The sequence below is a fragment of the Pseudomonas fluorescens genome (assembly GCF_040448305.1).
Lineage (GTDB): Bacteria > Pseudomonadota > Gammaproteobacteria > Pseudomonadales > Pseudomonadaceae > Aquipseudomonas > Aquipseudomonas fluorescens_BH.
This window is the reverse complement of sequence record NZ_CP148752.1, coordinates 6,452,010-6,464,061: the sequence shown is the minus strand read 5'-3', so window position 1 is coordinate 6,464,061 and position 12,052 is coordinate 6,452,010. Positions and strand designations below refer to the sequence as shown.

The 12,052-nt window shown below is 59.6% G+C and carries 13 protein-coding genes; 8 read left to right on the top strand and 5 right to left on the bottom strand.

Annotated elements, in window-relative coordinates; all coding sequences use genetic code 11:
• Positions 1-23: 23 nt before the first annotated feature.
• The gene (locus WHX55_RS29555; RefSeq protein WP_150757510.1) at positions 24-605 is read right to left on the bottom strand and encodes a DUF6436 domain-containing protein; all 582 of its coding nucleotides are present in this window, start codon (positions 603-605) and stop codon (positions 24-26) included.
• 96 nt (positions 606-701) lie between these two features.
• On the opposite strand from WHX55_RS29555, the gene WHX55_RS29550 reads away from it, so the two are divergent.
• Entirely contained in the window at positions 702-1,649 is a 948-nt protein-coding gene (locus tag WHX55_RS29550; protein WP_150757511.1) for an alpha/beta hydrolase, read from the top strand.
• Positions 1,650-1,753: 104 nt separating this feature from the next.
• On the opposite strand, the gene WHX55_RS29545 is transcribed toward WHX55_RS29550, so the two are convergent.
• Positions 1,754-2,506 (bottom strand): DUF2059 domain-containing protein, encoded by a 753-nt coding sequence (locus tag WHX55_RS29545; RefSeq protein WP_150757512.1) that lies wholly within the window; start codon positions 2,504-2,506, stop codon positions 1,754-1,756.
• 108 nt (positions 2,507-2,614) lie between these two features.
• Between WHX55_RS29545 and WHX55_RS29540 the strand changes: the two genes are divergently transcribed.
• Positions 2,615-3,247 (top strand): 2OG-Fe(II) oxygenase, encoded by a 633-nt coding sequence (locus WHX55_RS29540; RefSeq protein ID WP_150757513.1) that lies wholly within the window; start codon positions 2,615-2,617, stop codon positions 3,245-3,247.
• A 2-nt stretch (positions 3,248-3,249) separates the two neighbouring features.
• Positions 3,250-3,735 (top strand): DUF523 domain-containing protein, encoded by a 486-nt coding sequence (locus WHX55_RS29535; protein ID WP_150757514.1) that lies wholly within the window; start codon positions 3,250-3,252, stop codon positions 3,733-3,735.
• Between the two features lie 140 nt (positions 3,736-3,875).
• Here WHX55_RS29535 and WHX55_RS29530 read toward each other — a convergent pair whose 3' ends face one another.
• The gene (locus WHX55_RS29530) at positions 3,876-4,460 is read right to left on the bottom strand and encodes a transporter substrate-binding domain-containing protein (protein WP_150757515.1); all 585 of its coding nucleotides are present in this window, start codon (positions 4,458-4,460) and stop codon (positions 3,876-3,878) included.
• Between the two features lie 135 nt (positions 4,461-4,595).
• Here WHX55_RS29530 and WHX55_RS29525 point away from each other — a divergent pair, with 135 nt between their 5' ends.
• Positions 4,596-5,018, top strand: coding sequence for a DUF4399 domain-containing protein (locus tag WHX55_RS29525; protein ID WP_150724999.1), 423 nt, complete (start codon positions 4,596-4,598; stop codon positions 5,016-5,018).
• Positions 5,019-5,080: 62 nt separating this feature from the next.
• Here the strand turns inward: WHX55_RS29525 and serA are convergent, their stop codons facing one another.
• Positions 5,081-6,310 (bottom strand): phosphoglycerate dehydrogenase, encoded by a 1,230-nt coding sequence (serA, locus tag WHX55_RS29520; protein WP_150725000.1) that lies wholly within the window; start codon positions 6,308-6,310, stop codon positions 5,081-5,083.
• Positions 6,311-6,514: 204 nt separating this feature from the next.
• On the opposite strand from serA, the gene WHX55_RS29515 reads away from it, so the two are divergent.
• On the top strand, positions 6,515-7,909 hold the full coding sequence (locus WHX55_RS29515; protein ID WP_150757516.1) for an FAD-binding oxidoreductase: 1,395 nt from the start codon (positions 6,515-6,517) through the stop codon (positions 7,907-7,909).
• A 38-nt stretch (positions 7,910-7,947) separates the two neighbouring features.
• On the top strand, positions 7,948-8,613 hold the full coding sequence (locus WHX55_RS29510) for a fumarylacetoacetate hydrolase family protein (RefSeq protein ID WP_150755054.1): 666 nt from the start codon (positions 7,948-7,950) through the stop codon (positions 8,611-8,613).
• Between the two features lie 50 nt (positions 8,614-8,663).
• Here the strand turns inward: WHX55_RS29510 and WHX55_RS29505 are convergent, their stop codons facing one another.
• Positions 8,664-9,611, bottom strand: coding sequence for an IS110 family transposase (locus WHX55_RS29505; RefSeq protein WP_150759740.1), 948 nt, complete (start codon positions 9,609-9,611; stop codon positions 8,664-8,666).
• 438 nt (positions 9,612-10,049) lie between these two features.
• Between WHX55_RS29505 and WHX55_RS29500 the strand changes: the two genes are divergently transcribed.
• Positions 10,050-10,976, top strand: coding sequence for an SdiA-regulated domain-containing protein (locus tag WHX55_RS29500; RefSeq protein WP_150759084.1), 927 nt, complete (start codon positions 10,050-10,052; stop codon positions 10,974-10,976).
• 106 nt (positions 10,977-11,082) lie between these two features.
• Positions 11,083-12,000 (top strand): SdiA-regulated domain-containing protein, encoded by a 918-nt coding sequence (locus WHX55_RS29495; RefSeq protein ID WP_150759083.1) that lies wholly within the window; start codon positions 11,083-11,085, stop codon positions 11,998-12,000.
• Positions 12,001-12,052 lie beyond the last annotated feature (52 nt).

Below are 12,052 nucleotides of genomic sequence, written 5' to 3'. Positions count from 1 at the left end.
GATTCGTATTACCGCGTCTTTCCCTATTTAGTTGGCTCAACAGGCCACGGGCAGTAACACCCCACGGCCAGTGTGTGCGTGGCACTCACTGCACGGCCTTCATCCAGCGCTTGCAGAATCGGTTCGATAAAGCTGTTGCTGGAATTGCAGGTCAGGCCTTCGCTGTAGGGGCCGAAGTACGCCAGTTTGCCGCTGCGGTCCCAGATCGCCACGGCCGGGCTGGCGGGGATCTGTTCGGAGCCGGGCAGGATGTCGATGGTTTTCAGGCTGCTCAAGGTGCCCGGCAATTGGCCGTGGCTACCGGGTTTTTGCACGGCATAGAATTCCACGCCATGGGGAACGTAGCGCTCGACCAGTTCGGTCAGGTGTTGTTGATTGCCGACATTGCACGGACAAGCCGGGTCCCAGAAATGCACCAGGCGGATGGCGCCAGGGCCGGAGAGAGATTCGGGAAGACGCAGCGGATCGCCGGAGAACACGGCCGTGTGTTCGCTGAATGCGCGCAGGTAGCGTCCCTGAAACCAGTCGTAGGCCGCCCACAGCATGCCGGCACACACCACGGCGAGCAGGCAGGCAAACAGGGTGGCGCGAAAGGGCGAGCGCATCGGTTCAATCCTCGAAGGGCGGCTAGCTTGCCATGCTTGCCGCGACAGATGAATATCGCAGGCCTATAAAGTCCGTTTCACGCTCTGGAATCGTCCATGCCGGCTACTTTCGACCCCGATCTTCTACGCGCAAGCCTGCTGCCACTGGCGGCCGGGCAGCCGTTGTCGGCGCAGGCACAGGCTTACCAGCGATTCTACGGGCTGGATTTTGCCCCGCGTCAGGTGCGCAGTGGCCTTGGGCGATTCGAGGTCGACGGTTATGAGCTGGTGAGCCAGTTCTGGTGGCCTGAGCGAGCCAAGGCCACGCTGTTTGTCATCCACGGTTTCTACGACCACACCGGGCTTTACCGGCATGTGATCGAGTGGGCGCTGGATCAGGGCTTTGCGGTGATCGCCTGTGACTTGCCGGGGCATGGGCTATCCAGCGGCGAACGGGCGAGTATCAAGGATTTCGCCGAGTATCAGGACACCCTGCAAGGCCTGTTCAGTGAGGCGCAATCTCTCGACTTGCCGCAGCCGTGGCACCTGTGCGGGCAGAGTACAGGCGGGGCGATCGTGATCGATCATGTGTTGAATGCAGGGGTGAACAGCCCGGCGCAGGGTCAGGTAATTCTGCTGTCGCCGCTGGTGCGGCCGCGGGCGTGGGGTTGGTCGCAACTGAGTTACTACCTTCTCAAGCCTTTCGTCAAAGCCATCGCCCGGCGCTTCAGCGAGAACTCCAACGACCCGGACTTTCTGCCGTTCCTGCAAGCCGATCCGTTGCAGCCGCTGCGCCTGCCAACAGCCTGGGTGGGTGCATTGGCGCGCTGGATCAAACGCATCGAGGCCGCTCCCCTGAGTGCTCGCCGGCCGCTGATCGTGCAGGGGCAGGCCGACATGACCGTGGATTGGGAGCACAACCTGGAAGTGTTGCGGGGCAAGTTTGATCGGCCGCAGGTGCTGATGCTTCCCGAGGCACGGCATCATCTGGCGAATGAGACGTTGGTGATGCGAGAGGAGTATTTCGGGTTCTTGACCAGGCGGATCAAGGGGCGCAATCCCTAGCGACAGTCAGGGCCTCATCGCGAGCAGGCTCGCTCCCACATTTGGAATGCATTCCCCTGTGGGAGCGAGCCTGCTCGCGAAAGCTATCTAGAGGGCGCCGAAACTCACTGGGTCAGGTTCGAGTTGCTCTGCCCCACCGCCAACCCCGCCCGAATTGCCGCCAACGCCGCTTGATAATAAGCCTGGCCTTCCGCCGATTCGGCAAAGGTCGCGAACTCTTCCAGTTCGTTGTCCGACAGGTCGCGATAGACATACAGCAGTGTGTTGTTCAGGTCGCTGCCAATCTGGTCCATCAGGCGCTGGCGCTGGCCGTTGAGCATGCCCTGGGCCTGACCGGCACCGAGCAACCCCGGGATCATCGAACTCAAGCTATCGGCGGCGACGCCAGCAATCGCCAGGCTGACTTCCGCGCCGGCCTCGCGTGCGGGAAGGGCTTGTGCCAAGTGGCCAATGATCAGCATGCGGCTGTCGCTGGCCTGCATCTTCGGCAGGCCCTTGGCGTTTTTCGCCAGTTGGTCGCGTCGGGTCGCCAGCAGCTCGGCGGCAACGATTTTCTTGCCCAGGGGCGACTGGAAAAACGTCAGCGCGGGTTTGGGGTCGGCGAGGTTCTTGCGCAATTGCGCTTCGGCGCGCTGGTCCACGGCTCGGGCAGAAAAACGCTGATTGCTGTTATTGACCAGTGTCTGAAACACCGCCGGAGGCAGGCTGCCCTGGTAGCGTTGCTGAGCGGCCGAGAGGGCGTCGTTGAAATGCGCGCGTTGTTCCGGCCAGCCGGCGACCTTGTACAACTGGTCGTGGCCGTCTGCCCAGGCGGGCAAAACGCAGAACATCAGCAGTGATAAAAGCAAACGGCGCATAGGGACTCCAGTCAGCAGGCGACTATTCTCCGTGCGGCATCCCTGCTTGTCGAGAATTCGTATCAACCCGCTGCGCGGCTCTGTCGGATTTTCGGACACAGGAATACTATGCGCGGCATGCAAATATCCTCTGATCACCCGCTGCTGTTACGAATCGTCGATGACCTGGCTGAGCACGGCTGGTCGCAGCAGAATATTTTCCTGCCTCTGGATCTGACCCGAGCGCTGGCGGGCGAGTGTCGCAAACGTGCTGCCGAAGGTGAGCTGGCTCCGGCCGCCGTGGGCCGTGGGCCGTCATCGGAGATCCGCGAAGGGATTCGTGGCGACCATATCCAGTGGATCGACCCCGGCCAGGCCGAGGCTTGCGACAGCTACCTGAGTTTGATGGACAGCCTGCGCGAGGCGATCAATCGGGGGCTGTTTCTCGGCCTGGAGGATTTCGAAAGCCATTTTGCGATGTACCCGCCCGGGGCGTTCTACCTGAAGCACGTCGACCGCTTTCGCGATGACGACCGGCGCATGGTTTCGGCGGTGGTTTACCTCAATGACGCCTGGCTTCCCGAGCACGGCGGCCAGTTGCGCATGTACCTCGACAATGATCGCGTCCACGACGTGCAACCTATCGGCGGCTGCCTGGTGGTGTTTCTCTCCGGAGAGGTTCCCCACGAAGTCCTGCCCGCGACCCGCGATCGCCTGTCGCTGACCGGCTGGTTCCGTCGTCGTGGCAACGAGCCGTTCTGATCATGCAGAAAATTCTCGTCAGCCGCTGCCTGTTGGGCCACCGCGTCCGTTACGACGGCGGGGCCAGCGGGCCGTTCGATCAACTTCAGCAGTGGCTTGACGACGGTCGGGTCGTTCCCTTGTGCCCGGAGGTCGCCGGCGGCTTGCCAACGCCTCGGGCGGCGGCGGAAATCCCTGGCGGGCAGGGTGCGCAAGTCCTCGACGGCCAGGCGTTGGTGATCACCACCGAGGGCGAGGACGTCAGTGCGCAGTTTCTGTCGGGGGCGTATCAGGCACTGGAGCTGGTACAAAAGCACGGCATCCGCATCGTCATCCTCAAGGCCAACAGCCCGTCCTGCGGCAATCTGCTGACCTATGACGGGACGTTCAGCGGCGTGAAGGTCAGTGGCGAGGGCGTGACGGCGGCGCTACTCAAGCGCCATGGGGTGCAGGTGTTCAGTGAGTTGGAGTTGCCGCAAGCGGCGCGGGCATTGGCAACACTCGATTAACGAGCGACACAAGACACTGTAGGAGCGAGCCTGCTCGCGATGAGGCCAGTCCAGCAAACATGGATGTTTGAATGTCAGGCCGCCATCGCGAGCAGGCTCGCTCCTACAGGATCAGCTTTCACTCCAGACCTGCAACAACTTCAAGGTTTGGGTACCACACCCGCTTCCACCCCCAACCACTTCTGCTCCAACGCTTGCAGTCGCCCGTCATCCTTGATCCGCTGCAACGCGTTTTCCAGGCTGGCATGGAACGCCGGATTACCCTTCTGAAACGGAATCGCCAGGCTCACAGCCGGGTTGGATTTTGGCTTCTCTTCCGTCAGCGACTGCACCAGCAGAATGGAGCGCGGCTCTTCTTTCTGCGCGATCAGTTGCGCGCTGGTTTGAATGTAGGGTTCGCTGAAGTCGAAACGATCCTGGAGATCCGGGGTCGCTGCTATGTGGTTGATGGCGATGTCGTATTTGCCGCTTTCGACACCGGTCAGCAGATCGCTGCCGTCGGTGACGACAAAGTCGGCCCGGACATCGAGTTCACTTGCCAGCAGTTGGCCCAGCTCGACTTCGAAACCGGTGAGTTTGTCGTCATCCTTGAAATTGAATGGGGGGGTGTTGGCTTCAACGGCAATGCGCAATTCGCCCCGGTCGTTGATGTCATCAATCAGTTCGGCGTGAGCCAAAGGGCTCAGAAGGGGTAGCAGGCAGATCAGGCCAGGCAGAAAGCGCATGGTCACTCCTTTGAATTTATTATCGCGACCCTCTGATTCAGGCTCGCTTTGCTATGGTTGTCGAGTGCCTTCGACAACGAATGGCCATGAAGTTGTCATGGTCACGCGAATTTTACGGAAAAACTGGAGAAGAGAATGAAAACCTTTATGTCACGTGCTGCTTTGGCTGGCCTGTTGATGGGTGTTTCGGTGCTGGCCAGTGCAACGCCGGCTCCGAAAGGCGCCGAAGTGTCCATCGTGTCTCCCAAGGATGGCGCGACGGTTCCACAGACAGTCGTGGTCAAGTTCGCGGTCGAGAACGTTGCCTTGGCACCGGCGGGCAATACCACCAAGAACACCGGTCATCACCACTTGCTGATCGACGTCGACGAACTGCCAGCCGCCGGTGCGCCGATTCCCAAGGATGCCAACCACCAGCATTTCGGCAACGCGCAGACCCAGGCTGAAGTAACGCTCACGCCGGGCGAACACACCTTGCAGCTGGAACTGGGCGATAGCAACCACATGCCGTTCGATCCGCCGATCGTTTCCGAGAAGATCACCGTCAACGTCAAGTAAGGTTGTTGCGTGAATGAAAAAGGGAGCCCGAAGGCTCCCTTTGTTTGTTGCTCAGATCGTGATCAGAACAACACACGGCTACGGATGGTGCCGTTGACGTGTTGCAGCTTCTCTTGCGCCAGGTCCGAGTACTCGGCGTCGACGTCGATTACCACGTAGCCGACTTTCTCGTTGGTCTGCAGGAACTGACCGGAGATGTTGATGCCGTTTTCGGCGAAGACCTTGTTGATCTCGCTGAGCACGCCCGGGATGTTCTCGTGGATGTGCAGCAGGCGGTGCTTGCCAGGGTGAGCCGGCAGGGCCACTTCCGGGAAGTTCACGGACGATACCGAAGTACCGTTGTCGCTGTACTTGACCAGTTTTTCCGCCACTTCCAGACCGATGTTGGCCTGGGCTTCAGCGGTGGAACCACCGATGTGCGGGGTCAGGATCACGTTGTCCAGGCCACGCAGCGGGCTTTCGAACTCTTCTTCGTTGGAGCGTGGCTCCACCGGGAATACGTCGATGGCCGCGCCGATCAGGTGTTTGTCCTTGATCGCGTCCGCCAGGTGGTCCAGTTCGACCACGGTGCCGCGGGCGGCGTTGATCAGGATGCCGCCTTTCTTGATGGCGCGGATTTCCTTCTCGCCCATCATCCACTGGGTGGCGGCGGTTTCCGGTACGTGCAGCGAAACGATGTCGGACATCGCCAGCAGCTCGTGCAGGTTGCCTACCTGAGTGGCGTTACCCAGTGGCAGCTTGGTGATGGTGTCGTAGAAGTACACCTGCATCCCCAGGCCTTCCGCCAGGACCGACAGTTGAGTACCGATCGAGCCGTAGCCGACGATGCCCAGCTTCTTGCCGCGGATCTCGAAGGAGTTGGCCGCGCTCTTGATCCAGCCGCCACGGTGGCAGGAAGCGTTCTTCTCCGGGATGCCGCGCAGCAGCAGGATCGCTTCGGCCAGCACCAGCTCCGCTACGGAACGGGTGTTGGAGTACGGCGCGTTGAACACCGCAATGCCGCGTTCGCGGGCGGCGTCCAGGTCGACCTGGTTGGTGCCGATGCAGAAACACCCTACAGCCACGAGCTTCTTCGCGTGATCGAAGATCTCTTCGGTCAGTTGAGTGCGGGAGCGAATGCCGATGAAGTGAGCATCAGCGATCTTTTCCTTGAGCTGGGCTTCCGGCAGAGAACCAGTGAGGTACTCGATGCTGGTGTAGCCCGCCGCCTTGAGGACGTCGACAGCCGATTGGTGGACGCCTTCGAGAAGAAGGAACTTGATCTTGCTCTTATCGAGAGAAGTCTTGCTCATCTGCGTAAACCTGTATCCCGGAGAAAAATGGCAGGAGATAGCCAGCAGACGCTGACCCGGACGGCACGACAGCCGTCACCGCAGAACAGCCCTTGGGCACTATCCTGCGGGGTCGTTATGCTAGCATATGCACCCCGCTAAACACTCATTCCTGCGACGTGAAGCGTTCTCAGGATGACCATGAATTGTTCGAGAGTTCTGTCGATGACCAATCCTGCCCTGATTGAAGAGCTGAAGACCCTGGTTGAGCCTGGCAAGGTGCTGACCGATGCCGACTCCCTGAATGCTTACGGAAAGGATTGGACCAAGCATTTCGCCCCGGCCCCGACCGCCATCGTGTTCCCCAAGACCACCGAGCAGGTCCAGGCCATTGTCCTGTGGGCCAACAAACACAAGGTGGCGCTGGTGCCGTCCGGTGGTCGCACCGGCCTTTCCGCAGCAGCGGTGGCGGCCAATGGTGAGGTCGTGGTGTCCTTCGACTACATGAACCAGGTCCTCGACGTGAACCTGACCGACCGCACCGCTGTCTGTCAGCCGGGCGTGGTCACCAAGCAATTGCAGAACGTCGCTGAAGAAAAAGGCTTGTACTACCCTGTGGACTTCGCATCGTCCGGCTCGAGCCAGATTGGCGGCAATATCGGCACCAATGCCGGCGGGATCAAGGTGATTCGCTACGGCATGACCCGTAACTGGGTCGCCGGCATGAAAGTGGTCACCGGCAAGGGCGACGTGCTGGAACTGAACCGCGACCTGATCAAGAACGCCACCGGCTACGACATGCGTCAGCTGTTTATCGGCGCCGAAGGCACCCTGGGGTTCGTGGTCGAAGCGACCATGCGCCTGGACCGCGCGCCGAAAAACCTCACCGCGATGGTTCTCGGCACCGCCGATTTCGACTCGATCATGCCGGTGCTGCACGCCTTCCAGAGCAAGCTTGACCTGACCGCCTTCGAATTCTTCTCCGACAAAGCCCTGGCCAAAGTCATGGCCCGGGGCGATGTACCGGCGCCGTTCGAAACCGATTGCCCGTTCTACGCGCTGCTGGAGTTCGAAGCGACCACCGAAGAAGTAGCCAACCATGCCCTGGAAACCTTCGAGCACTGCGTCGAGCAGGGCTGGGTGCTGGACGGCGTGATGAGCCAGAGCGAAACCCAGTTGCAGAACCTGTGGAAACTGCGCGAATACATCTCCGAAACCATTTCCCACTGGACGCCGTACAAGAACGACATTTCGGTCACCGTATCGAAAGTCCCGGCATTCCTGAAGGAAATCGACGCGATCGTCGGCGAACACTACCCGGACTTCGAAATTGTCTGGTTCGGCCACATCGGCGACGGCAACCTGCACTTGAACATCCTCAAGCCGGATGACCTGAGCAAGGATGAGTTCTTCGCCAAGTGCGCCACTGTCAACAAGTGGGTGTTCGAAACCGTCGAGAAGTACAACGGTTCGATCTCCGCCGAGCACGGCGTGGGCATGACCAAGCGTGACTACCTGACCTACAGCCGTTCACCGGTCGAGATCGAGTACATGAAAGCCGTCAAGGCGGTGTTCGACCCGAACGGCATCATGAACCCGGGCAAGATTTTCGCTGTTTGATTTTCGAACTTTAAGAGCCAACGAAGCAGGAGTCGGTAATGAGCTATCAGCACCAGTATGTCGACGGTACGCGCATTCACTTCCCGCTGGGGAAAGTGGTGTGCATCGGCCGTAACTACGCCGAACACGCCAAGGAACTGGACAACCCGGTGCCGACCGAGCCACTGCTGTTCATCAAGCCGGGCAGTTGCGTGGTGCCGCTGGAAGGCGGTTTCAGCATTCCGACCGAGCGCGGTTCGGTGCATTACGAAGCGGAAATCGCGGTGTTGATCGGCAAGCCGTTGTCGACCAAGCCGAGCCGTGAAGAAGTGCTCGACGCCATCTCCGGTTTCGCTCCAGCCCTGGACCTGACCCTGCGCGACAAGCAGGCCGAGCTGAAATCCAAGGGCCTGCCCTGGGAAATCGCCAAGTCCTTCGACGGTGCGGCAGTGCTGGCTCCGTTCGTGTCTGGCAGCTCGTTTGCCGACCTGACCGACATCGGCATCCGCCTGACCATCAACGGTGAAGTGCGCCAGGACGGCAACAGCAGCGCAATGCTCAACCCGATCGTGCCGATGATCCAGCACATGGCCGGCTGCTTCTCGTTGCAGGCCGGGGACGTGATCCTCACCGGCACACCAGTGGGCGTCGGCCCGCTGAATGTCGGTGACGAGATCGTTCTGGAGTTACCGGGCGTTAGCAGCTTCACCAGCAGCGTTCGCTAGTTGTAACACCGCTATACCCTGTGGGAGATTCTATGGTTGAGGGGAAGCCCTCAACCTGCTTTCGGTTGGTATTCACCTTGCCCTTTCAGCAGTGCAAATACGATCCGGGCAAGTTTACGGGCCAAGATCACCAGTGCCTGCGTAGTACTGAACCCTTTAGCTCTTTGTTCTTGGTAAAAACCTTTCCAGGCGGCTGTGCGGCTGGCCGACATGGCAGCGTTGTGCAAAAGCCGACGCGCCTCCGGATCGCCGCGCTTGGTCAGGCTGCGGCGACCGTCTTTTTGTCCTGACTGCGATACCCGCAAATCCATCCCCAAAAACGCGATGAAGGCATCTGCATTTCTGAAATCGCCTCGCTGAAAGGCCGCGATCAAGCGGGCGCCAGTTAGAAAACCAATACCTTCAACTTTCATGCAACGCTTCAACTGGGCAAGCAAGCCGGCTTCTTTCAGGCGGTCGTTGATCATTTTCTCGACCAGCCCTTCAAGCCTCTGCATGGAGGCCACTTGCTCGGCAAAAGCGGCTTTGAGCAGCGGTTCATTTGTCCAGCTCTGCACCAGGCCAACCCGCGCCTGAACCAGCGCCGCGCGCCGGCGGAAAAGGCTCAAGAGGCAACGGTACAGCGGCGAGGGCGGGATCCACGGATGAAGCTCTTCATACTCGTTCTTCAGATAGCGAGCGAGCAACTTTGCATCCAGTGCGTCAGTTTTGGCGCGAACCTTCACACCTTTGCGGTAGTGGCTCAGTTCATAGCCGCCGACCATGTAAATGGTGCAACCGGCCTCATGGGCCAGGTCGGCGAACTCCAGGTGATAGATATTGGTCGACTCAATCGCGACATCGACCGGTGCCGGCAAGGCTTTCAGCCATTTCTTGATGGCTGGCTTGTTATTGGGAAGCGGCTCAAGCAGATCCAGTTCGGCCTGATAGATCATCAATTCATTCTTGGCGACATCCACGCCCACGATTGGCTTGATAGCAGAAACCGGCATTGCCATTGAACATCCCCCGAGATATGGTTTTGAGCACTTGAAGGGCTCACCCAGAGGCGCAGGCTTGTTCCTATCGTCGGTCTAGCCAGATGCATTCTTTATCGGCGCTTGGGTGAAAGGAGGAGGGGCGAAATCTCCCACGGATCTGTACTGCGCTAACAGTCAGAATCGAGCCTTGTCCCTCCTCCTCCCTTCAAGTCCTAGCATACAAGCGAGCCTGCTCGCGATAGCGGTGTGTCATCCAATATCTTTGTTGGCTGACACGCCCCCATCGCGAGCAGGCTCGCTCCCACATTAGTTTTGTCGTGGCCTGTAGATGGCTCACCCTGTCATTTCCCGTTTTTTTCACATCCAGTCTGGATAAAATTTCAGGGTCTTCGGCCTCTGAGCCGGCCCCAAACTGTGCTATTACCCCTAGCCTGAATTTCTGGAACGCATTCCCCGATGGCCACTCCTCCGCTTTCCACGCTTGAACCTGCCCGCCGCTCGCGCTTCGCCCTGCGTTGGCACACCTGGCTGCTGTTGGTAGCCGTTGTTGCTTACGGCGTCGCATTTACCATGCACTGGGATTCCCGGGGCGTGCTCTGGGTGAAAGAGCAATTCAAGAGCCCGGCCGAGCGTCAGGCGAGCATCTGGCTCCCGGACTACCGGGCGGTGATCGATGCCAAGCCGTTGCCGGGCATGGAGAGGGACGAAGCATCGGACGTGGCCTACGACCCTCAGACCAAGACTCTGTTTGCGGTCATGGGCAAGAACCCGTTCCTGGTCGAATTGAACTTGCAGGGCGATGTGCTGCGCAAAATGCCGTTGGTCGGCTGGAGCAACCCTGAGGGCATCACCGTGCTGGGCGACGGCCGGCTGGCCATTGTCGATGAGCGCGAGCATCTGATCGCTATCGTCAAGGTCGATGCCGATACCCGCGAATTGAATATGGCCGACTTCCCGAAATACGACCTCGGGCCTTCCAAAGACCAGAACAAAGCGTTCGAGGGTGTCATCTGGGATCCGAGCGATCAGCAACTGCTGCTGGGCGAAGAGCGCCCGCCAGCATTGTTTGCCTGGAAAGGTGACGGCAAGGTCCTGGCCGGCGACAAGTTGAAGCTGGCCAGCCATGCGCTGGACATGCGGAACCTGTCTGCCCTGGCTGTCGACCCGCGGACCGGCCACATGCTGGTGCTGTCCGCCGACTCGCACCTGTTGCTGGAACTGGACAAGAAGGGTGAGCAGGTCAGTTTCATCACCCTGCTGCGTGGTTTCAACGGCCTGAAAAACACCATTCCCCGTGCCGAAGGCGTGACCATGGATGAAGCGGGCACGCTGTACATGGTGAGTGAGCCGAACCTGTTTTATCGCTTCGAAAAACAGAAGTAACCAGCGCCTGCACTGATTGCCTGTACGTAAAAGGCCAGCGGCCATTAAGCTTCAGTTCAGACGGGCGTGATATTTCATCCGCCTGTTTTGACCCGAGCCTGCCCGAATGCGTCGATTTGCCCGTCCCAAATTCCTGATTCTGATCCTGTCGGTGATCTTGCTGATCGCGTTGATAGCGATCGCCCAGTACATGCGCCTGTTCGAGCGGACCTGGTTCAATCTGCATACGCTGTGGCAGCCGGTGAGTTCCCGCTCCATGGGGCTGGACCAGTATCAGGTTGTGACCGAAGCGCAGATGATCGATGGCCTGGCCGACGACGTTTCAGCGCTGACCTACGACCCGGTGCGTAAAAGCCTGTTCACCGTCACCAACAAGCGGAGCGAGCTGATCGAGTTGTCCCTCGATGGCAGGATCCTGCGTCGTGTGGCGCTGGTTGGCTTCGGTGATCCAGAGGCGGTGGAGTTCATCAGTGAGGACATCTACGTGGTCACAGACGAAAGCCAGCAGCGGCTGATCAAGATTCGTCTGGAGCAGGACACCACTTTCGTCGATGCGGCCGACGCCGAGCAGATGACCATTGGCGTACACATGGGCGGCAACAAGGGCTTCGAGGGCCTGGCTTACGATTCTGTGGGCAAGCGCCTGTTCGTCGCCAAGGAGCGCAACCCGATGCTGATCTACGAGGTGCACGGTTTTCCGCGCTTCAATCCTGAAGAATCCTACTCGGTGCATGTGATCAACGACCCCAAGCGTGATGCCGGGATGTTCGTGCGGGATCTGTCGAGCCTGCAATACGACGAGCGCAGCGGGCATTTGCTGGCGCTGTCGGATGAGTCGCGATTGATTCTGGAGCTGGATGTGGACGGGCGTCCGCTGAGCACAATGTCATTGAGCAAGGGGCACCATGGCCTGCAAAAAACCGTGCCGCAAGCGGAGGGGATTGCCGTGGACGACGACGGTACGCTGTACCTCGTCAGTGAGCCGAACCTGTTCTACGTGTTCAAGAAGCCGGCACAACTCTGATCAACACCCCATACCAATGTGGGAGCGAGCCTGCTCGCGAAAGCGGTGTATC

Bases quoted from the DNA above. Each gene is read 5' to 3' on its own strand.
- WHX55_RS29555 (WP_150757510.1), bottom strand. From the start codon at position 605: ATGCGCTCGCCCTTTCGCGCCACCCTGTTTGCCTGCCTGCTCGCCGTG.
- WHX55_RS29550 (WP_150757511.1), top strand. From the start codon at position 702: ATGCCGGCTACTTTCGACCCCGATCTTCTACGCGCAAGCCTGCTGCCA.
- WHX55_RS29545 (WP_150757512.1), bottom strand. From the start codon at position 2,506: ATGCGCCGTTTGCTTTTATCACTGCTGATGTTCTGCGTTTTGCCCGCC.
- WHX55_RS29540 (WP_150757513.1), top strand. From the start codon at position 2,615: ATGCGCGGCATGCAAATATCCTCTGATCACCCGCTGCTGTTACGAATC.
- WHX55_RS29535 (WP_150757514.1), top strand. From the start codon at position 3,250: ATGCAGAAAATTCTCGTCAGCCGCTGCCTGTTGGGCCACCGCGTCCGT.
- WHX55_RS29530 (WP_150757515.1), bottom strand. From the start codon at position 4,460: ATGCGCTTTCTGCCTGGCCTGATCTGCCTGCTACCCCTTCTGAGCCCT.
- WHX55_RS29525 (WP_150724999.1), top strand. From the start codon at position 4,596: ATGAAAACCTTTATGTCACGTGCTGCTTTGGCTGGCCTGTTGATGGGT.
- serA (WP_150725000.1), bottom strand. From the start codon at position 6,310: ATGAGCAAGACTTCTCTCGATAAGAGCAAGATCAAGTTCCTTCTTCTC.
- WHX55_RS29515 (WP_150757516.1), top strand. From the start codon at position 6,515: ATGACCAATCCTGCCCTGATTGAAGAGCTGAAGACCCTGGTTGAGCCT.
- WHX55_RS29510 (WP_150755054.1), top strand. From the start codon at position 7,948: ATGAGCTATCAGCACCAGTATGTCGACGGTACGCGCATTCACTTCCCG.
- WHX55_RS29505 (WP_150759740.1), bottom strand. From the start codon at position 9,611: ATGGCAATGCCGGTTTCTGCTATCAAGCCAATCGTGGGCGTGGATGTC.
- WHX55_RS29500 (WP_150759084.1), top strand. From the start codon at position 10,050: ATGGCCACTCCTCCGCTTTCCACGCTTGAACCTGCCCGCCGCTCGCGC.
- WHX55_RS29495 (WP_150759083.1), top strand. From the start codon at position 11,083: ATGCGTCGATTTGCCCGTCCCAAATTCCTGATTCTGATCCTGTCGGTG.